We start from the raw sequence: 19619 nt of genomic DNA on the forward strand, positions 1-19619 counted from the left end.
ATGTGCATCTTTTCTTGCCGCCGTTCAAATCAGATGCATATCTTTGTGGGCAAACATAATTTGACGACACTATCTAAGAGGTTTTTTCATGCTGCGTCCCATGCTTTTTTTGCTGCTTTTCCTGCTTCTGCTCCTTTCCGGCTGTAAGGTGGAGATGTACTCCGGCCTGTCCGAGGATCAGGCCAACCAGATGCTTTCCACCCTGCTGCGACGGGGGATCGAGGCGGAAAAGCAGGCCGCAGGCAAAAACGGCTATACGCTGCTGGTGGATGACGACCAGCTGGTGCGCGCCCTGCAGGTCCTCAAGGAGAACAGCCTGCCGCGCGAAGCCTTCAAGAACCTGGGGGAAGTGTTTGCCGGTGACGGCATGATCTCGTCCACCTCCGAGGTCCAGGCCCGCATGTCCTACGCCCTTTCGCAGGAGCTGGCGGACACGCTCTCGCGCATCGACGGTGTGCTGACGGCCCGCGTCCACGTGGTGCTCGGCGTCAACGACAAGGTGAACAACATCACCATCGCGCCCTCAGCGGCGGTCTTCCTGCGCCATACCCTGGATTCGCCCGTAGTCAACCTTGTGCCCGAGATCAGGGAACTGGTGGCGGGCGCCGTGGCCTCGCTCAAATACGACAATGTGAGCGTGATGCTGGTCCCGGTGCGGGAAAGCGTGACGGTACCGGATACGAAGCTCCCGTCCCCGCTGCTCTCGCCGGGGGCCCATACGCCCGCCCTGCTGTTGCAGATGCTGGCCATGGCGGCCGTGCTTCTGGCCCTGGGCGTGGGCGGCTGGGTCTATGGTCGCCGTCTGCTGGCCCGTCGCCGCTCTGCCCGTGAAGCCCTTGAGGCCGGGGAAGGGGATGACAACGGCAAGCAGGGTGAGGCCTGATGCACAAACAGTTTTTTGCAGACGTCCTCGCGCGTCGTCCGGCCTTGTGGCAGCGCCTGCTGCAGGCCAATCTGCCGGAAGGCGGGCCGCGGCTGCCGGATGACTGCCGTGAACAGCTGGGCGGAGCTGCGGACAGCCTCTGGGCCTGGCTGCAGCAGCGCCCGTTGACGCACGGGCCGGACGCTGCTGAAAGCGGGCCTGTCGTGCAGGCCTCCTTTTGGGATTACGCCGAGGAGTCGCGCCGCCTGGCTCTTCTGGATGTTCCGGCGCTGCTGGAACTGTGCCGGGTGACGGGCGTTGTCCTGCATGCTCCGGCCATCGCGACGGTGCTGCTGCGGGATGAGGTCCTGCCCTTGCGGGAATCCCTGGGAGAGGAGACGTATCGGTACGCCCTGCAGCGGGGCCGCTACCAGCTGGGGGGCGTGCGGCGCTTCTTCCAGTGGCGGGATACGGATCTGCCCCTGGCGGAACGCTGTGCCTTGCACGGCAATATGGCGCTGCGTCTGGTGGCCGGGCTTTGGCCGGAAGACGTGGCCCTGCGCGTCTGCGATCGTCTGCCCGCGCTGCCGGAGGCGGCCGTGCTGCCGTCCCTGACGGAAGATGAACGCCACGAACTGTGGCGCGGGGTGAAAAAACTGCTGCTCAAGGAGGTGGCTCCGTCATGGGCGCCGTGTTTCGACTGACGGGCAATACCGTGATGCCCGCCCCTGGGGTGCGGGTGCTGCGCGCGGCCGATTATGCGCGTCTTGTGGAAGCCAACGATGTGCTGGCCGCTGCCCGGGAACGGGCTGCCGCCATGGCTGCCGAGGCGGAAAAAGCCTACGAGGAGCGCAGGCAGGCAGGTTATGAGGACGGCCTCATGGAAGGCCGTATGGAGCAGGCCGAAAAGATGATGGAAACGGCCATGCAGGCCGTGGAATACATCGAAGGCGTGGAAGCCAAGCTCGTGGGCGTGGTGACCTCCGCCGTACGCAAGATCATCGGCGAGCTGGACGACCGGGAATGCACGGTGCGCGTGGTGCGCAATGCTCTGAACGCCGTGCGCAGCCAGCAGCGTGTGCTCATCCGTGTCTCTCCCGACGACAAGGACGCGGTGCGGACCTCGCTGGCGGCCATGATCTCGTCCGCTCCCAACGGCGCCACGTTTCTGGACGTGACGGCCGATCCCCGCATGAAGCCCGGGGACTGCATCCTGGAATGCGAGCTGGGGGTCGTGGACGCCAGCCTGGAGACCCAGCTCAAGGCTATCGAGCACGCCTTGCTGGGCAAGATCAGGGAGTCGTAGATGGCCTTCGAATACATCGGCGACCTGCTGGAAGAGGCCGTCCGCGACGTCAATCCCCTGGAGACGCGGGGACGCGTAGAGCAGGTGGTGGGCACCATCATCCGTGCCGTGGTTCCCGGTGTGAAGGTGGGGGAACTCTGCCTGCTGCGCAATCCCTGGGAAAACTGGAGCCTCAAGGCCGAGGTGGTCGGCTTTGTCAGGAACGTGGCCCTGCTGTCGCCCCTGGGCAATATGCAGGGCATCTCCCCGGCCACGGAAGTCATCCCCACGGGCGAGATACTCTCCGTCCCCGTGGGCTATGAGCTGCTGGGCCGCGTGGTGGATGGTCTGGGGCAGGCCATGGACGGCGGTCCGGCCATCAGGACGCGCACCCACTATCCGCTGGTGGCCGAAGCGCCCAATCCCATGACCCGCAAGGTCATCAGCAAGCCCATCTCCCTGGGCCTGCGCGTCATCGACGGCGTGCTGACCTGCGGGGAAGGGCAGCGCATGGGCATTTTCGCCGCAGCCGGCGGCGGCAAGTCCACGCTGTTGTCCAGTATCCTCAAAGGCTGCACGGCCGATGTCTGCGTGCTGGCGCTCATCGGGGAACGCGGCCGCGAAGTGCGGGAATTCATCGAACGCGACATCGGTCCGGAAGGGCGCAAAAAGGCCGTGCTCGTGGTCTCCACGTCGGACCGTTCCTCCATGGAGCGGCTCAAGGCCGCCTATACGGCCACGGCCATTGCCGAATATTTTCGCGATCAGGGCAAGAGCGTGCTGCTGATGATGGATTCCGTGACCCGTTTCGGACGCGCCCAGCGCGAGATCGGTCTGGCGGCCGGAGAACCGCCGACCCGCCGGGGCTTCCCGCCGTCGGTCTTCTCGGAACTGCCCAAGCTCATGGAACGGGCGGGCAATTCGGACAAGGGCTCCATCACCGCCCTGTATACGGTGCTGGTGGAAGGTGATGACATGACCGAACCCATCGCCGACGAGACCCGGTCCATCCTTGACGGGCATATCGTGCTTTCGCGTAAGCTGGCCGCTGCCAACCATTATCCCGCCATCGACGTCCAGGCCAGCGTCAGCCGCGTCATGAACGCCGTGGTGGACAAGGAGCACAAGGCCGCGGCCCAGGCCCTGCGCAAGATACTGGCCAAGTATGCGGAAGTGGAGCTGCTGGTGCAGATCGGCGAATACAAGAAAGGGGCCGATGCCGAGGCGGATTTCGCCCTGGGGCATATCCAGGCGGTCAATGCCTTCCTGCGCCAGGGGCTGGAGGAAAAAAGTTCGTTCGAGGAGACCCTGGCGGCCCTGAAAAAGGTCGTGCTGTAAGCGGGGCCCGGCCTCTGCATATGGCAAAGGTGCATCATGGCGCAACGACTCTATCCCTTGCAGGCCCTGCTGTCCGTTCGCCACTATCGGGAGGACGCCGCCCGCAACGCCTTGCGGCTGGAGGAACGCCGGCTGGTACAGGCGCGTGAGGAAGTGGGGCGGCGGCAGGCCGAGCTGGAACGCTACCGCGTCTGGCGGCAGGAAGAAGAGGAGCGGCGTTATGCCGCCATCCTGGGGGCCAGCCTTTCTCTGGAAGAGGTGGCGGATTTCCGGGCCTCTCTGGGCATGCTGGCCACCGGAGAGCAGGAACGCTTCCAAGCCGTGCGCCAGGCGGAGGAGCAGGTGCGGCAGCAGGAACAGGCCGTGACCGGTGCGCAAAGGGCCGTGGCCCTGGCCCGCCGGGAAGCGGCGAAGATCGAGAAACATCGTGACATCTGGCAGGAGAACGCCAAACGGGAGCAGGAGCATCTGGAAGATCTGGAGCTGGAGGAGTTCGCCACCCCTTCCCGCGCCAGTGACGATGCCTGAGGCCCCCCGCAGGGTGTTCGGCCGGATCCGCATGGCGGCTTATGCTGGAGGTGCCCATGGGCATGGAGATCAGTTCCCGACGCTTGCAGGAAGCGGATTCCCGCATGCAGGCGGAGCGTGAAGGCGCGGATCGTCCCGTGGACGACAGGGACAAGGAACGTTTTGACCGGGCCATGCAGGAATCCCGGGAACGAGACGGGCAGGGCGGTCAGGAAAATGGTCGGGGCGGTTCCCGGCAGGATGCCCTGTCGCCCCAGGCGCTGCTGGACAGCCTTTTCGGCAGCCGCATGCAGAGCATGCAGACGAGCGCCGCACAGGCAGCTCCGGCTCCCGGGGATGTGGACGCCCTCGTGAACGAACTGGTGGACCGTATCCTGGTCTCCGAGCCGGGCAAGGGCTCTCCGGAAGTCCGCATCACCCTGGGGCAGGGCCCGCTTTCGGGCGCGGAGCTGTGTCTGGCCCGGGCGCAGGACGGCCAGCTGTTCATCCGGCTCGCCTGCGCCGATCCGGCGTCCTTCCAGACGGCGGTGGGGGCACAGGATGCCTTGCGCAGCGCTTTGGAGCGCAGTGGCGAGAACGTTCGCGTGGAGATCGTCCAGAGCCGGGCGGACGGCGGCAATGAAGGCGATGCCCGGCAGCAGTCCCGGGGCCGCCAGGATTACGTCCCTGACGTGGAGTAGCTACGGCCGCCACACGGCGCGCCACGATATTTTCCCCCTCCGAAGGGGAGCGGACAGATCCCGCTGATTTCGGAAAAGGTGAGTCATGTCCCAGGTGATCCCTTCCCGGCCTTTCATCCCGCCAGCGCTGCCGCCGTTGCAGGCGCGGCTGGTCAATGCCCTCGTCTGCCGGGCCCTGCCGCTGACCGTAGCGCTGGATGCCGGTGCGGAGCAGCCTGTTCCCTGTACGTTGTCGTTCAATGTCGCGGCGGCCACCGCGGAGCAGGAAGCTCCCTTTGTTCCGGCGGCCGTGCTGTATCTGAGCAGTGGCGAGGATCTGTGGCGCTTGGAATGGTCATCTCTGGAGGCACTGGCCCTGAGGCCGGATCTTGCCGCCTGGCGCAGCGCCCTGCCCGCAGGGGAGCAGACCTTTGCCCGCCTGCCCGGCGAATTGTGTCTGGCTGTTCTGGAGCGTTTGCTGCAGCCTGCGTTGCAACGCCTGGAACCCTTCCTGGGCTGTGAACTGCGTTTTACCGGAGCGCCGCAGGCCGGGATCGCCTGGGGCGGTTCGTTGCCCCTGCGGCTGGATCTGCCCGGTGGTGAGGCTGTCTTCCTGCGTCTGTCCTGGGCGAAGGAAAATGCCGCACGCTATGTGCTGGAGCGGCTGGAACAGCTCCCCATGCGCATGGAGGCCGGGGGCTGTTTCACGGGGACATTGGCCTGTCCGCTGGAAGCGGGGCGCATGCGTCTGTCCGCAGACGAGGCGGCAACGCTGGCCCCGGGGGATGTCCTTTTGCCGGAGAGCTGGGCCCCTGAGACGCCGCGTCTGCGCCTGCCGCAGGGCAGGGCACTGGCCTGCCGGCTTGGGGAAGGGATCTTGTCCGTGCTGGGGCCGGATATGGGTGATCCCGGCCGGGAGTCTGCAGAGAAAGAAAGCGAGGACGGCATGAATGAGGAACAGCTGGCCCCTGCCGGGGCCGTCCAGGGCGATGGGCCCGCCACAGAAGCCCCCACGGTGGCTCCCGCACCCGTCGGGGCACTGGAACTGCCTGTGGTCTTTGAGATCGGCAGGCTGCATCTTCGTCTGGACGAACTGGCGGCGCTTGTCCCCGGGCATACGCTGGCCCTGGGCGGCGAGACGCCGTCGCCCGTCGTGGACATCCGTGTGGCGGGGCAGCTGCTGGCGCAGGGACGTCTGGTGGATGTGGGCGGCATGCCGGGCGTGCAGATCACCCGCATGCATGCTGCCGGACAGGACGGCGGTACGCCGCAGGGGGCCGGGGATGGAACTGGCCGGGATTAATCCCCTCTATCTCATCGCGGGCCTGGCGCTCTTAGGGCTGGCGCCCTTCCTGCTCATGATGGTCACGTCCTACGTGAAGATCGTGGTGGTCACGAGCCTTGTCCGCAACGCGCTGGGCGTGCAGCAGGTGCCGCCAGCCATGGTCATGAACGGCCTGGCCATCATCCTGACGGTCTTCATCATGGCGCCGGTGGCCATGGATACCAAGGCCCTGCTGGAGGAACAGCGGTTCAGCGCGAACCCGAAGCCTTCGGAGATGCTGGAGACCCTGCAGGCCGTCTCGCCGCCGTTGCGGCAATTCCTGGAAAAGAACACCAGCCCCGCCATCCTGCAGGAATTCATGGGTACGGCCCAGCGCATATGGCCGGAGCATCAGCGGCAGAGCATCACGCATGACAACATGTTCATCCTGGTGCCGGCCTTTACCATCACGGAACTGACCAAGGCGTTCCAGATCGGCTTTTTGCTCTATTTGCCTTTCGTTGCCATAGACCTTATCATTTCCAATGTCCTGCTGGCCATGGGCATGATGATGGTTTCGCCCATGACCATTTCCCTGCCGTTCAAGCTGCTGCTGTTCGTGACGCTGGACGGCTGGCTGAAGATCAGTCAGGGCCTGCTGCTCAGCTATCAGTAGCCAGATTCGGAGGTTCTATGGAAGTCATCGTAACGGAACAGGACGGTATCGCCATCGTGGAGCTTGCAGGCCGCATGGACGCCACGACGACACCGGAATTCGAAAACGCGACCCGCGCCCTGCTGGAAGCGGGCAAGCAGCGTTTGCTCATCGACATGTCCCGGCTGGAATACATCAGCTCCGCCGGACTGCGGGGCATCCTGGGGCTCGTCAAGGCGCTCAAGGCCTGTGCCGGCAAGCTGGCCTTCTGTTCCCTGCAGCCCATGACGGCGGAAGTGTTCCGCATCTCCGGGTTCAACGCCATGCTGACTGTCCGGGACAGTCGGCAGGAAGCCCTTGCGGCTCTGGCCGGCTGAGAGGGCAAGGAGGTAGGCTGTGGCCAGAATCATGCTTCCCGCCCGTGTTGACAGCTGCGCGCCGGCCATGGAATTCCTGCGTGAACACCTGGCCGCCGACTACGCCGACATCCTTGGTTTCGTGGAACTGGCAGTAGAAGAACTGCTGGTCAATGTGGCCACCTATGCCTATGCCGGCACCTGCCCGCAGGAAGGCGACAGGAGCGCCCACTGGGGGCAGATGGAACTGGGCTTCAAGCGGGTGAGCATGGACAGCGCGCCCTTCCTCTGCGTCTGGATACGGGACTGGGGCACGTCTTTTGATCCGTTCATGGAGACCGCCACGCCGGACACGTCGCTGGCCGCAGAGGATCGCCCCATCGGCGGCCTGGGCGTCCACCTGGTCAAGAACGTTTCCGCGCACCACTGCTACAGCGGTGATGACGGCACCAATACCATCGAACTCTATTTCCAGCTTGCCCACGACGAAAATTGAGCCGTGAAGGATAGCCGCTGCCTTCATATTTTCTGTTTTTTTTGCCTGCTGCTGTGCCTTTTGCCGGCCGGGGGCTGTGGCTCCCGGACGTCCGGGCATGTGACGCCTCCGCCGGAAGCGGCATTGCCGCCGGTGCCCCTGCAGCCCGGTACGGGCATCCTTTCCCATGAATATCAGGAGCAGAAGGTCCTGCCGCGCATGGTACGGGTCGCTTCCCTGCCGCAGAAAAAAGCCCCGGGCGATGCCCGGCAGGCCGCAGCGGCCATGACGGCTCCTGCCCCCCAGACCATGACCGTGGCCGCCGTATCAACGGCTGACCGGGACGAGCGGCAGGCTTTTGCTGCCGCACCGGCACGGCGTACGTCTTTTCGCCCGCCGTCCGCACCGGTGATCCATGACGACATCGTGCCCCCCGCACCGGAGGAATGGCGCCGTCTGGCCCGTGAGGCCGAGGAGATCTTCGGCCTTGACGCGGGGCTTGTGCTGGCGGTCATCCAGGCCGAATCCTCCTTTGACCACACCGCGGTCTCACCCGTAGGGGCCCAGGGGGCCATGCAGATCATGCCCCATACACAGGAGGAGCTGGGACTCATCGACCCCTTCGATCCCCGGGCCAATGTCTATGCCGGTTCCCAGTATTTGATGCACCAGCTGCAGCGCTTCGGCTCCGTGGAGCTGGCCCTGGCGGCCTACAATGCCGGGCCCGGCAGCGTGGAGCAGTACGGCGGCATCCCGCCTTTTCCTGAAACGCAGGAATTCGTCCGGCGCGTCCTGGTCTACTGGAACCGGAACATTCCTGCGGACCAGCCGACGCATTCTTAAGAACAGGCGGGGCGGGAGCCCTTGCTGCCGTCTCTCATCTCCTCTGCCAGCCTTTATGCTGACGCGGGGCCGCCACAAGCCTCGCCTCCCTGGTGCCTCGGCTGAGCCCTTCCAGCCCTGAGCCGGTGCCCTTTCCCTGTCTATCCTCTCTTTTCCCTCTGCTTTCTCCGTTCCCTTTTGTTCCCTGTTTACCATGGCTGGAGGCTAAGCTGCCTGTCGGGCATCCGGGATTTCCCGGGCGTATCCTGTCCATATCGGTTATTCGGGGGGCCTGTCTGGCGTCCTCTCCCGGCTTACTGCGAGCTCTGGCCGTTCGCCCGGTCAAGGATGATACGTTCCCCTCGCGGTGCCGTCAGCGGGGAATGACGCCGGATGTAGTCGCCCGTCAGCTCCCTGACGGACAATGGGCTGGTGGCCAGCAGGCGGCCTTGCCGCAACATCCCGAAACCGTCGCCGCCTGACGCCAGAAAATCGCTCAGGACCACACCATAACGGCCCTGAGGATCGAGCACATGCCGCCGACCGCGTTCGTCCACGATATGGACGGCCTGCAGACGCCGGCCTGCAGGGCGGCTGGTGTCCGCCTCATAGGCCAGGCCCGCCACCTGCAGCAGCTGCGGCCCTTCCCCGTCGGGCCCGGACACGGCGTGCTCCAGGGCGTCTATGATCTGTTTGCCTGAATATTCGCGGACATACACCTGACCGTCAAAAGGATGCAGGGCCAGCAGATCTCCCCGGGAAATGTCGCCTGCGGGCAGGGAGGCCCGGATGGCGCCGCCGTTAACCAGAGCCAGGCGGGCCCCCTGTTTCCTTCCGTATTCCAGAAAAGCGTCTGCCGTCAGCAGGCCGCTGAAACAGTCGCCCTTGCGGCAGGCTTCCATGCCGTCCGGCATCCGCACGCTGTGGCGGCCTACGATCTCCGTACGATAGCGCTCCAGGCTCTTCGCGTAGCCGGCCACCAGACGGGTCATGGCTTCGTCCTGCGGCAGGGCCGGGAGGAGTTCCCGGGGACCGCCCGTCCAGGACACAGGGGTGCCCGCCGCATCGAAGGTGATGCTCAGATCCCCCAGATAGCGGGTCGCACGGGCGGCTGTCACCACGAGGACAGGAGCGCCGTCCGGCGCGTGTTCCACGATGGGGTAGGGGCCATCCTTGGAGCCGGGGCCGAGATAGGTGTGGGTATGGCCGCCCACGATGACATCCACGCCGTTGACGCTGCGGGCCAGCTCCCTGTCCCGTTCCAGCCCCAGATGGGTCACGACGATGATATGCCGGATGCCCTGAGCCTCCAGCTCGGCGACGTACTGCTGCAGTGTTGTCCGTGCATCCCGGAACGTGATCCGGGGGCAGGCGGCCGCCAGTCCGGTGACTTCGTCATTGGCCAGCCCGATGATGCCCACCCTGGTCCCGCGTACCGTCCGGACAAGGTAGGGGCGTATGCGGCTCCCGGCCAGCGGGCAGCCCTGCTGCGGCGTCAGATTGGCGGCCAGCACCGGCAGGGGCTGGGCCTCCAGGAAACGGGCCAGTTCGCGGCATCCTTCGTCGAACTCATGATTGCCCAAGGTCATGGCGTCGTAGGGCAGCAGCGCGTCCGCAGCGGCGATCACGGGCCACTTGTTGACGCTGTAGAACAGGGTGCCCTGGAACTGGTCGCCCGCGTCCAGGGCGATGACGTTGTCCTGCTCCTGCCGGGCAGTCTGGATGGCTGCGCTGATGCGAGCCAGACCGCCGCGGCAGTCCGCGGCCTCGAAACAGGCGTTCATGTGCTCATCGATACCGGCAAGAAAGGCATGGGTATCATTCACGTGCAGGAGGCGCAGCTCCAGACCTGCATCCGGGGTTGTCTTGCGGTGCGCAGGAGCGCAGGCAACCATGAGGAGGAAAAGAGCACAGAGGAGCGCCGTTAACGGCAGGAGCCGCATTCGTTTCCGTAGCAGGTGATGCATGGATATATCCTTTCTGTTTGCCTGATGTGCGGGAGAGCCGAGCCAGCACGATGGTGAGGGCCCCAATGCCTGCCAGGCTTATGCATGGAGGCATCCGTTGCAGGATCGCATGGTGAGGCTGGTCATGCGCAGGCAGCGTGCCTGTGCCTTCCTTGGGGCAGGATGGCCGCAGCCGGACGGTATGCACGGACGGGATAGGCAACCCGTTCCTCGCCCGACGATTGTTATACGGGGAGGCCGTGAAAGGGAAGGGCATATCCGGGGTGGCGGGTGCGCCTCTGTTTTGCTTTTGGCTGAGGCCCCCGGGAACAGAAAAACGGCACCTGCATGACTGCAAGTGCCGTTGGACATGTTGCCGGATCGGGGCAATGGTGTGTATGGCTGGCAGCCTGCCGGTCAGACAGGCCGGGGAGAGGCGTTAGAGCGCTTCCCGGTAGATGTTGATGGCATCCTGCAACGAGACGCTGCGCGGATTGTTGCCCAGCAGGCGGGTCACTTGCAGTACGGATTCGGCCAGTACGGGTACATCGTCGGGCGTGACGCCGTAATCGGCAAGATGACGGGGCACCTGCAGGTCGCGGGCCAGGCTTTCCAGAGCATCAAGGCAGCGACCGGCGGCCTTTTCGTGGCTCAAACCGGTGGTGTTTTCTCCCAGCATGGCGGCCAGTCGGGCAAAGCGTTCCATATTGCCCACCATGTTGAAGCGGAAGACGGGCAGGAGCATCAGGGTATTGGCCAGGCCGTGCGGGATGTGGTAGCGCGCGCCGATGGGATAGGCAAAGGCATGCACGGCCGTGACGCCCGCATTGCAGAAGGCCACACCGGCGTAGAAGCTGCCGGTCAGCATGGCCTGCCGGGCCTGGATGTCCTCACCGCGGGCCCAGGCCTTGCGCAGGTTGGGAGCGATGAGGGCGATGGCATGTTCCGCCCACATGTCGGTAAGGGGCGTGGCATGGATCGAGGTGTAGGCTTCCATGGCGTGGATGAGGGCATCCATGCCGCTGGCCGCAGTGGGGCCCTTGGGAAGGCTCAGGGTCAGTTCGGGATCCAGGATCACGCTGGCGGGCAGCATATGGCGGCTGACGATGCCCATCTTCAGCTGGGCGGCTTCGTCGGAGAGGATGGCGATGTCCGTGACTTCGCTCCCCGTACCGGCAGACGTGGGGACGAGGATCAGGGGCGCTCCCGGCTTGGACACCTTTTCGATGCCGTACAGTTCGCGGATGTCCTGCTGGTTGCCCAGCAGCACGGAGCAGGTCTTGGCGGTATCCAGCGAGGAGCCGCCGCCGATGCCGATGACACAGTCGGCCCCAAAGGCACGGGCCTGTTCGGCGGCGGCCAGGACGCTCTCCACCCGGGGTTCGGGTTCCACGTCGGCATGGATCGCCACCTCAAAGCCCTTTTCACGCAGCAGGGCCGCGGTCTTCTCCGTCAGGCCCAGCTTGGCCAGGATGGGATCGCAGACCAGAAAGATCCTGTGGCCGTTCAGCGAGGCGGCCTCTTCGGCGATATTTCCGTAAAAGCTGCCGCATCCGTTGACGATACGGCGACAGATCTTGAACGTCGTGATGTCCATGGTGTTCTCTTTGATGTTGATGGTTCCGGTACGCCTGCCTACAGGCTGCTGAGGCCCAGCAGCTTCATGCCGTTCTCATAAAAGAGCTTGCGGCGGCATTCTTCAGTAAGATCGAGACGCTGATATTTTTCGACGGCCTTGTGGACTTCCACGAAGGGATTGGCGCTGGCAAAGACGACTTTGTCCGTGATGTATTCGTTGGCGGCCTGGATGTAGTTCTGTCCCATCAGCTTGGATTCGCAGGTGGAGAAGTCCATGTAGACATTGCTGTGGCGCAGGACCAGGGCGATGGCTTCCAGCACCCAGGGATAGCCGCCGTGGCTGAGCAGGATCTTCAATTCGGGGAAGTCGGTGGCCACGCGGTCGATGTGACGGGGATCGGTGGAATCCAGGACGACCTTGGGCATGAAGGGCGAAAGACCGGCGGTCATGATGACGGGGATGTCGAATTCGCAGCACATGGCGTACAGCGGATAGAATTTGGCATCGTCCACGGCACAGTGGGCCATGGCGGCGTCGATGGCGGCACCGCGGATGCCGTCTTCGAGAACGACCTTGCGGAAGCGGCGCACCGCCGTCATGCCCTTGTGGGGATCATAGGCCCAGAAGCCGATGAACAGGTCGGGCGCGGCCGCCATGCATTGCAGCACGTCGTCATTGGTGCTTTGGATGGCATAGGTGGATTCGATGTCGCGCCCGGAGACCACAGCCTTGGCGATGTCGAGGCCGCGCAGTTCGCCGATGCACTCCGGCAGGCTCTTCTCGGGGCGGGAGCAGAAATCCGTCTTTTTGATGTATTCGCAGTACACGGGGTTTTTGATGACACTGTCGAGAGAGGCACGGGTGCTGGGACGATAGCGGAAGTCGATGATCTTCATGATGTTCTCTTACAGGCTGATGGTGAGGTTCTTGCGGACGAGGGAAAGGGCCAGAGCGAAGACGCCCGTGAGGCAGAGGACATAGGAAACGATGCCGAAGTGGCTGTAGACCATGACAGGCAGCCAGGTCCCCAGGGCGCTGAAGGTGTAGTAAACGGAAAGATAGACGCCATTGGTCATGTTCTTTTCGGCCAGGCTCATGCGGTTCACCACGCCGGGCAGCGTGGTGTAGACCAGTACGAAGCCCGTCGTCATACCGAATATGGCCAGGAGCAGGGAGAGCGGGCTCGAAGGGAGCAGGCTCGGGACAGAGGCGAGGAAGAGCAGGACGCCGCAACGGATCGTGCGCATCTCACCGTGCAGCAGCCGCATGATCTTTTTGGAAAAGATCCCCAGCAGGGAGCAGATGAAGGCAGGGACATAGAGCAGGCCTGTAGCCCAGCTGCCGGCATCAGGCAGGAGTTCCCGCATACGGAAGGGCGCCAGGTTCAGGACAGAGGCATGCGCGAAGATGCACAGGGGGCCGATGAGCATGAGCAGCAGCAGGCCCGGCTGGCGCAGCACCCCTAACAGGTGGGCCGGGGAGAAAACGTCATGCTGTGTGCTCCTGGTCCGCTGCAAAAGCAGGAGGCAGGGCAGTGCAGACCCCAGCAGAAGGGCATATGTCAGGAAGGCGGCCTGCCACCCAAGCCAGCTGGTGATGAAACCGGAACCTATCCTGCCCAGGAAGGCCCCGAACATGGTGGTCGTGGTATAGATGGCCATGGCCCGTTGCAGGGACTCCTGCCGGCTGTGCAGGGAGATGTGCGTCATCAGGGCCAGCAGGATGGCAGGGACCAGCAGCCCGGTCAGGGTGCGCAGGGCCAGCAGCTGCCAGAAGGCCGTCGTAAACGAGGCTGCCAGCAGGACAAGAGCGCACAGAGCTGTGGTCAGCTGCAAAAGGCGGCGGGTACTGCACATGTTGAGGATATAGCCATAGCAGACCGGCGCCAGCCCCAGCGGCAGGATTGCCAGCGTCATGAGCAGACTGGCAGACTGGCTGCCGACCCCGAAATGTTGCTGGATGACCGGCAGCAACGGCTGGGGACCATAAAGAGCGGCAAAGGCCGCAAAGGTCGTCCAGAGCAGGACAAGGAATTCCACCTTGCCCAGGCTGGGGGCCGGTGAACGCATGGACATGGGGACTGCTTCCTCCGCATGGTTTTGGGGAGGCTGGCAGGATCTCCCCGTTGCGGAGGGGCAAAGCAAAAAGGGTGCCGTTATGGGGAATTTACTATGTTTTTACGTATAACTAGTTTATAATATTTATTAAATAGTTTTTTATGGATGGCCTGCCCCTCGCAGACAGGGGAGGAGTATAGAAGGAGGGTATTGCATATTCGCATTGCGCAAATGCATGATGATCCCTGTAGCAAAGGAAAGTCTTCACAATTTGCATAAATGCAGTATCATCGCAAAAACAGCCGGGGCCGCTCCGGCCTGCCGGTCTGTACCGTGACATATCTCCAATCTTTTCAGGGCGTGCCATGAGTTCTATGGGTATTCAACTTTTGCCGCAGCAGCTTGTCCCCCTCATACCCATCCTGGATGCCATGAGCGATGGTGTCCTTGTGGTGGATGCCAGCGGCAGCATCATTGGTCAATAAAAGCATGAGGCGCTTTTACCAGGGGGGCGAGACGCCTTTTCCCGGGTATCCGCTGGCGGATTTCAATGCCGCTGACTGGGTGGAAGCCAAGCGGGTCCTGACATCGGGAAAACCGCTGCTGGGGCAGACCATGCACCTGCCTGCGGCCACGGTGGTGGCCAACCGGTTGCCTATCCTGCAAAACGGCAAGGTGGCGGGCGTGGTCTGCGCCATGCAGGAGATCTCATCGCTGGATGCCGTGGTGCGCCAGCTGGGGGCGTATCGGGAGCTGGACAGCCAGCTGAAAGGATTGCTGGAGGCCTTGCCGCAGGCCGTACTGGTGACGGATGCGGAAGGGCGCATCCTGCGGGTCAATGCTCCCTGCTGTCGCTTGTGCGCCATGGAGCGCGACAGCTTGCAGGGGCGCAACGTGCGCGAGCTGGAAAAAGATTTTCCCGAGCTGGCCGTGGAGGTCGCGCACTGCCTCCAGCGGGCCCTGCCTGCCCAGAGCATCGCCCGCTGCCAGGGACGGCCCCTGCTGCTGTGGTCGGTCCCTTCTCTGGACAATCACAAAAAGCCCCGCTTCGTCGTGGTCTCGCTGATGGATCTGGAGCGTTTCGATTATGTGCGCCAGCAGCTGGAAGACAGTCGCCGGAGTGCCGAAGAGGCGGAAGCCGTGGCACACGGGGGCGACATCTTCAGCCAGGTGACCCAGGAAGTGGGCATGGTCGTCCGCAGCGCGGCCATACGTCGCGTGGTCGACAGGGCTATCAAGGTCAGCCAGACGGACAGCTCCGTCCTCCTGCAGGGAGAATCGGGAGTGGGCAAGAGCATGCTGGCGGCCATCGTCCATCGTCTTTCGCCCCGGGAGAACGGGCCGTTCGTTTCCATCAACTGCGGTGCCATCCCCGAACAACTCATGGAGAGCGAGCTTTTCGGCTACGAACGCGGGGCCTTCAGCGGCGCCAATCCCAAGGGCAAGACAGGCTTGCTGGAAGCGGCCCACGGCGGTACGGTCTTTTTTGACGAGATCGGCGAACTTCCCCTGCCCATGCAGGTCAAGCTGCTGGAAGCACTGGACAAGCACGCCTTCCTGCGGGTGGGGGGGACGAAGCCGGTCTCCGTGGATGTCCGCATCGTGGCGGCCACCAACAGGAACCTGGCCGAGGATGTGGAGCAGGGCAGGTTCCGCAAGGACCTTTTTTACCGGCTCAACGTCATCCCGATCCTGATCCCGCCATTGCGGGAACGCAAGGAAGATATCTATGCGCTGGCTCTGGACATGCTGGACAGGCATAACGTCCGGCACGGCTGCCGGAAGCGCCTTTCTCCCGAGGTCATCGACCTGCTGCTTTCTCACTCCTTTCCGGGCAATGCCCGGGAGCTGGGCAATATCATGGAGTGGATGCTGGTCATGTCCGAAGGCAATGTCCTGCGGCCCGAAGACCTGCCCCTTGCCATGCGGCAGGGAGGGGCGGCGCAGGCGGCAGTCCCGGCCGAACAGGAGGGGGATGCCGGAGCCTGGTCTACCAGCACGGCAAGCCCCTGAAGGACATCCTTTTTGCCGTGGAGGAGGAATGCCTGCGGCAGGCGCTGCAACGCTGCGCGACCATGCATGAGGCGGCCCAGATGCTGGGCATGCATCCCACCACCCTGTGGCGCAAGCTCGCGCAGCACAACATGGGACAGGAAGGTAAGGCGTGATGGCATACGGGGAAGCAGTGGAGAATCTTTCCAGAGAGATGGTCCTGGTCTCCCATATCCAGCGGGGGGCCGTCCAGGACGGGCCCGGCTGGCGGACGACGGTCTATCTCAAGGGCTGCCCCTTGCGCTGCCCGTGGTGCTACAATGCCGAGAGCCTGCATTTTCAGCAGGAATTGCGCTATGTACCGCAATTCTGCATCGGTGCGGCGGCCTGCGGCAGGTGTCTGGAGGTATGCCGGTCCGGAGGCATCGTCCCGCCGGGACCGGATACGGACGGCAGGCCCGTGGTGCGGCGGCAGCTTTGCCGTGTCTGCGGAGAGTGCACGCAGGTCTGTCCCTCGGGGGCGCTCTCGCTGGTAGGGCGGGCCATGACGGCCGCGGACATCGTGCAGGAAGCGGAAAAAGACAGGGATTTTTACTGCACCTCCGGCGGAGGGCTGACCCTGAGCGGCGGCGAGCCGCTGGTCCGGCCGACCCTGGCCGCCGCGGTCATGACGCTGGCCCATCAAAAGGGACTGCATACCGCTATCGAGACCTGCGGCTGGTTCGATCTGGATGCTCCGGAAAACAGGACGGCCCTGCGGCATTGCGATTTGCTGATCTTCGACCTCAAGCATCTGGACAGCCGCCAGCACCGGGCGTTCACCCATATGGACAACAGCCGGATACTGGAAAATCTGGACAGGATCGTGCGTGAGTTCCCGGCCTTGCCCCTTTGGGTCAGGACCCCGGTCGTCCGGGGCTTCAATGACAATGAGGCGGATATCCGGGATATGGCACGGCATGTGGCCCAGTTGCCCACGGTGACGCGCCACGAGCTTTTGCCGTGCCTGCCGGTGGGGGAAGAAAAATATGCCCAGCTCGGGATGGTCCGTTCCCAGCTGGCCAGCGTTGGTCCCGACAGCGCCCAGTTGCAGGAGCTGCGGGCCGTGGTGGCGGCCTGCCGTCGTGAGGCGCGGCACGGACGGGCAGAAGGGGAGGCGTGATGAAGACTGTCATGACGAGTCCGCGGGCACGTACGGCCCGTATATTGTCCCGCTTCGCGGGCCAGGTGCCTCGCCTGTCGGTGGACAGGGCACGTTATTTCACCCGTTCGTTCCGCACTACCGAGCATCTGCCGCTGGTGGTGCGCTGGGCCAAGGCCCTGGCGCACGTCATGGAGAACATAGACGTGCGGATCCTGCCGGACGAGCTCATCGTGGGCAGGGGCGGGCCTGAAGGACGCTACGGCATCCTTTATCCCGAACTGGAAGGAGCCTATTTTGCCACCGCCGGCAGCCTGCTGGAGTCGGCGGAAGATATGCCGCACCATTTTTCCGAGCAGGACATCGCCGTCATACGCGACGAGCTGCTGCCCTTCTGGGCCGGCAGGACCTTCCGGGAAAGTCTGGCCGATGCGGTGCCCCTGCATCTGCGCAGGCTCCTCTACAAGGACGGGGACATCTACGTACCGTCCTTCATCATCCACGAGACAGCCACGGTCCGCCATTCCCTGCAGTGGGTGCTGGATTACGGAAAGGTCCTGCAACGGGGTTTTTGCGGCATCTATCAGGAGGCCGCCCGGCGTCTGGATGCCCTGGACATCAACGACCCGTCCAACAACTGGGACAAGGCACCTTTTTACCGGGCGGTGATGATCCTTTGCGAAGGCATACGGAGTTTTGCCTGCCGCTATGCCGCGCTTGCCCGGCAGCAGGCGGCGGCCTGTGGCGATGCCGTGCGCCGTGAAGAGCTGGAGCGCATCGCGGCCATTTGCGAGCATGTGCCCTGGCAGTCCGCCCGTACGTTCCACGAGGCCTTGCAGGCCCAATGGTTCACCCAGCTGGTGTCGCGCCTGGAACAGCTGCACGGCGGCATCATCAGCAACGGCCGCATGGATCAGTACCTGTATCCTTTTTACAAGAAGGACCGGGAGGAGGGCCGCCTGGACGAAGATCAGGCCCTGGAGCTGCTGGACTGCCTGTGGCTGAACATGGCGCAGTTCGTGCGTGTCCAGCCGACGGCGGCCGGGATCCAGATCTATGAAGGCAATGCCCACTGGGAACACACCTGCATCGGGGGCCAGCTGGCGGACGGCAGTGATGCCACCAACGAGCTTTCCTGGCTGCTGCTGCGTTCCCGGCGCGAGTTCCCGCTGGATTATCCCGAACTCAGCCTGCGAATCCACGAAAAGACGCCGGAAGATCTGCTGCAGGCGGCCTGTGCCGCCATCCGGGAGGGGCGCGGCCCGAAATTCATGAACGATGCCGAGATCATCGATCTGCTCGTGAGGAAAGGGGCCGGCCTTGAGGAGGCGCGTGACTACAGCGGCTCCGGGTACAGCGAGGTGCGTCTGATCAACCGGACGACCTATCTGACCGGCACGACCTGGTTCAACCTTGCGGCCGTGCTCGAGATGGTGCTGTATGATGGGCATTGCAGCATGGAGGGAAGCGGCCGACTGGGGCTGGAGACAGGCGATCCGTGTGCTTTCAGCACATACGCTGCCTTTGAGGAAGCCTTTTTCGCCCAGCTTTCTTTCATTCTGGAGCAGGTCCTCATCCAGCAATATGTGGCGGATACCCTGCGCCCCGCCCATGTGGCCGCACCGTTGCTTTCCAGCCTGCATGACCTGTGTATGGAGCAGGGCAGGGACATCAACGTGGGCAGACTGGAAGGCGCCCTGATCCTGGGCGGGCAGATCGGCCCTACCGGCTTCGCGACAGTGGTGGATTCGCTGGCGGCCATCCGCTGGCTGGTCTATGAGCGGCGCGTTCTGGACATGGCCCGCCTTCTGGAAGCACTCAGGAACAACTTCGAAGGTTTCGAGCTGGAGCGCCAGTACTGTCTGGCCGCTCCCAAGTTCGGCAATCAGGATGACAGGGTCGATGACATCGCTGCCAGGCTCGACCGTTTCATGGTCGAGTTCTGTGGCCGTCATCTCAATTATTACGGCGGTACCCCCGAGATCTTCTACGTGCCTGTGACCAGTCACCGGGCCATGGGGGGCGTCACGGGCGCCACGCCTGACGGGCGCCGGGCCGGCGATGCGCTTTCCGCAGGGATCTCGCCTGGGGCGGGCTGCGCCCGCAACGGCTTTACGGCGATCCTGCATTCCGTGGCTGCCTGCAAATATGAGCAGGGCCTGGCCCGTGCCGCCCGCATGCTGGAGATCCCTATGCCGCCGCGTGCGGTGGCTGGTAAGGACGGCTGCGCCAGGATGGCGGCTTTTGTCAGGACCTGGAGCCGGCAGAAGCACTGGCACCTCAATATCTGCATGCAGGATGCCCTGCAGCTGCTGGCCGCACGTAACGACAAAGAAAAATTCTATGCCCAGATGATGCCTTTCGAGGGCTATGCGGCCCTTCCGGGGCCGCTTCGACCGGAGGTCCAGGCGGAATTGTTGCGGGATGCGCTGGAGCAGGACATCCAGGCATGATGGCCTGTTTCATGTGAACCTTTTCCTTATATGCGAAAAAAGGGAACGCTGTGCGTTCCCTTTTTTTATGCCCTGATGTCCTTTGTCGGCATCATTTTCCCCTTCGTTTTCGAAAGGATGCATCCCATTTAGAGAATGTCCGGCATACACCTTGCTATACCAGTTTTCTCCAAAGGATACAGGCCAAAGCAAGGTAAAGTAGTCCCA

General features: G+C 63.6%; 20 protein-coding genes. 15 read left to right on the forward strand and 5 right to left on the reverse strand.

Translation table 11 applies throughout. From position 1 onward, the window contains the following. Window positions 1-88 precede the first annotated feature (88 nt). From sctJ to HF854_RS09890, 11 genes are all read left to right on the forward strand, one after another. Entirely contained in the window at window positions 89-883 is a 795-nt protein-coding gene (sctJ, locus tag HF854_RS09840) for a type III secretion system inner membrane ring lipoprotein SctJ (RefSeq protein ID WP_240937715.1), read from the forward strand. Beyond that, a complete protein-coding gene (locus tag HF854_RS09845; protein WP_168936121.1) occupies window positions 883-1566 on the forward strand; it encodes a SctK family type III secretion system sorting platform protein in 684 nt (227 codons plus the stop codon). Before sctJ ends, HF854_RS09845 begins: the two co-directional genes overlap by 1 nt. Next, entirely contained in the window at window positions 1545-2168 is a 624-nt protein-coding gene (locus HF854_RS09850) for an HrpE/YscL family type III secretion apparatus protein (protein WP_168936122.1), read from the forward strand. Before HF854_RS09845 ends, HF854_RS09850 begins: the two co-directional genes overlap by 22 nt. Then, a complete protein-coding gene (gene sctN, locus HF854_RS09855; RefSeq protein ID WP_168936123.1) occupies window positions 2169-3485 on the forward strand; it encodes a type III secretion system ATPase SctN in 1317 nt (438 codons plus the stop codon). 36 nt (window positions 3486-3521) lie between these two features. Beyond that, on the forward strand, window positions 3522-4013 hold the full coding sequence (gene sctO, locus HF854_RS09860; RefSeq protein ID WP_168936124.1) for a type III secretion system stalk subunit SctO: 492 nt from the start codon (window positions 3522-3524) through the stop codon (window positions 4011-4013). 56 nt (window positions 4014-4069) lie between these two features. Beyond that, window positions 4070-4693, forward strand: a complete 624-nt coding sequence (locus HF854_RS09865; RefSeq protein WP_168936125.1) for a type III secretion protein — start codon at window positions 4070-4072, stop codon at window positions 4691-4693. Between the two features lie 85 nt (window positions 4694-4778). Then, a complete protein-coding gene (sctQ, locus tag HF854_RS09870) occupies window positions 4779-5975 on the forward strand; it encodes a type III secretion system cytoplasmic ring protein SctQ (protein ID WP_168936126.1) in 1197 nt (398 codons plus the stop codon). Next, window positions 5962-6612, forward strand: a complete 651-nt coding sequence (gene sctR, locus HF854_RS09875; protein WP_168936138.1) for a type III secretion system export apparatus subunit SctR — start codon at window positions 5962-5964, stop codon at window positions 6610-6612. Before sctQ ends, sctR begins: the two co-directional genes overlap by 14 nt. Window positions 6613-6629: 17 nt before the next feature. Next, window positions 6630-6968, forward strand: coding sequence for an STAS domain-containing protein (locus HF854_RS09880; RefSeq protein WP_168936127.1), 339 nt, complete (start codon window positions 6630-6632; stop codon window positions 6966-6968). Window positions 6969-6987: 19 nt separating this feature from the next. Continuing rightward, window positions 6988-7443, forward strand: a complete 456-nt coding sequence (locus tag HF854_RS09885; RefSeq protein ID WP_168936128.1) for an ATP-binding protein — start codon at window positions 6988-6990, stop codon at window positions 7441-7443. Window positions 7444-7542: 99 nt separating this feature from the next. Continuing rightward, a complete protein-coding gene (locus HF854_RS09890) occupies window positions 7543-8265 on the forward strand; it encodes a lytic transglycosylase domain-containing protein (protein WP_303934170.1) in 723 nt (240 codons plus the stop codon). A 293-nt stretch (window positions 8266-8558) separates the two neighbouring features. Here the strand turns inward: HF854_RS09890 and HF854_RS09895 are convergent, their stop codons facing one another. From HF854_RS09895 to HF854_RS09910, 4 genes are all read right to left on the reverse strand, one after another. Continuing rightward, entirely contained in the window at window positions 8559-10211 is a 1653-nt protein-coding gene (locus HF854_RS09895; protein WP_346765652.1) for a bifunctional metallophosphatase/5'-nucleotidase, read from the reverse strand. 418 nt (window positions 10212-10629) lie between these two features. Beyond that, window positions 10630-11787, reverse strand: coding sequence for an iron-containing alcohol dehydrogenase (locus tag HF854_RS09900; protein ID WP_168936130.1), 1158 nt, complete (start codon window positions 11785-11787; stop codon window positions 10630-10632). Between the two features lie 38 nt (window positions 11788-11825). Then, entirely contained in the window at window positions 11826-12665 is an 840-nt protein-coding gene (locus HF854_RS09905; RefSeq protein ID WP_168936131.1) for an amidohydrolase family protein, read from the reverse strand. A gap of 9 nt (window positions 12666-12674) precedes the next feature. Then, a complete protein-coding gene (locus HF854_RS09910) occupies window positions 12675-13844 on the reverse strand; it encodes an MFS transporter (RefSeq protein ID WP_168936132.1) in 1170 nt (389 codons plus the stop codon). A gap of 471 nt (window positions 13845-14315) precedes the next feature. Between HF854_RS09910 and HF854_RS09915 the strand changes: the two genes are divergently transcribed. Genes HF854_RS09915 through HF854_RS09930 form a run of 4 tightly spaced genes read left to right on the forward strand, consistent with a single transcriptional unit; the run spans window position 14316 to window position 19412 of the window. After that, window positions 14316-15839 carry a sigma-54 interaction domain-containing protein gene (locus HF854_RS09915; RefSeq protein WP_168936133.1) on the forward strand — a complete coding sequence of 508 codons (1524 nt, stop codon included), beginning with the start codon at window positions 14316-14318 and terminating at the stop codon, window positions 15837-15839. 17 nt (window positions 15840-15856) lie between these two features. Next, complete coding sequence (locus HF854_RS12845) at window positions 15857-15994, forward strand: helix-turn-helix domain-containing protein (RefSeq protein WP_168936134.1); 138 nt, start codon at window positions 15857-15859, stop codon at window positions 15992-15994. After that, on the forward strand, window positions 15994-16980 hold the full coding sequence (locus HF854_RS09925) for a glycyl-radical enzyme activating protein (protein WP_240937719.1): 987 nt from the start codon (window positions 15994-15996) through the stop codon (window positions 16978-16980). Before HF854_RS12845 ends, HF854_RS09925 begins: the two co-directional genes overlap by 1 nt. After that, window positions 16980-19412: a pyruvate formate lyase family protein gene (locus HF854_RS09930; RefSeq protein ID WP_168936136.1), complete on the forward strand. Its 2433-nt coding sequence runs from the start codon at window positions 16980-16982 to the stop codon at window positions 19410-19412. The genes HF854_RS09925 and HF854_RS09930 overlap by 1 nt, the downstream gene beginning before the upstream one ends. Window positions 19413-19421: 9 nt before the next feature. Here HF854_RS09930 and HF854_RS12535 read toward each other — a convergent pair. Beyond that, window positions 19422-19619 (reverse strand): hypothetical protein (locus HF854_RS12535; RefSeq protein ID WP_205906100.1); only part of this gene is annotated, 198 nt, incomplete at its 5' end.

Source organism: Desulfovibrio piger (genome assembly GCF_012843875.1).
Lineage (GTDB): Bacteria > Desulfobacterota > Desulfovibrionia > Desulfovibrionales > Desulfovibrionaceae > Desulfovibrio.

Coding starts and splice junctions, on each gene's coding strand:
- HF854_RS09865 (WP_168936125.1), top strand. CDS start 4,070: ATGGGCATGGAGATCAGTTCCCGACGCTTGCAGGAAGCGGATTCCCGC.
- HF854_RS09915 (WP_168936133.1), top strand. CDS start 14,316: ATGAGGCGCTTTTACCAGGGGGGCGAGACGCCTTTTCCCGGGTATCCG.
- HF854_RS09925 (WP_240937719.1), top strand. CDS start 15,994: ATGGCATACGGGGAAGCAGTGGAGAATCTTTCCAGAGAGATGGTCCTG.
- sctO (WP_168936124.1), top strand. CDS start 3,522: ATGGCGCAACGACTCTATCCCTTGCAGGCCCTGCTGTCCGTTCGCCAC.
- HF854_RS09845 (WP_168936121.1), top strand. CDS start 883: ATGCACAAACAGTTTTTTGCAGACGTCCTCGCGCGTCGTCCGGCCTTG.
- HF854_RS09905 (WP_168936131.1), bottom strand. CDS start 12,665: ATGAAGATCATCGACTTCCGCTATCGTCCCAGCACCCGTGCCTCTCTC.
- HF854_RS09850 (WP_168936122.1), top strand. CDS start 1,545: ATGGGCGCCGTGTTTCGACTGACGGGCAATACCGTGATGCCCGCCCCT.
- sctJ (WP_240937715.1), top strand. CDS start 89: ATGCTGCGTCCCATGCTTTTTTTGCTGCTTTTCCTGCTTCTGCTCCTT.
- sctQ (WP_168936126.1), top strand. CDS start 4,779: ATGTCCCAGGTGATCCCTTCCCGGCCTTTCATCCCGCCAGCGCTGCCG.
- HF854_RS09930 (WP_168936136.1), top strand. CDS start 16,980: ATGAAGACTGTCATGACGAGTCCGCGGGCACGTACGGCCCGTATATTG.
- HF854_RS09910 (WP_168936132.1), bottom strand. CDS start 13,844: ATGTCCATGCGTTCACCGGCCCCCAGCCTGGGCAAGGTGGAATTCCTT.
- HF854_RS09880 (WP_168936127.1), top strand. CDS start 6,630: ATGGAAGTCATCGTAACGGAACAGGACGGTATCGCCATCGTGGAGCTT.
- HF854_RS09895 (WP_346765652.1), bottom strand. CDS start 10,211: ATGCATCACCTGCTACGGAAACGAATGCGGCTCCTGCCGTTAACGGCG.
- HF854_RS09900 (WP_168936130.1), bottom strand. CDS start 11,787: ATGGACATCACGACGTTCAAGATCTGTCGCCGTATCGTCAACGGATGC.
- sctN (WP_168936123.1), top strand. CDS start 2,169: ATGGCCTTCGAATACATCGGCGACCTGCTGGAAGAGGCCGTCCGCGAC.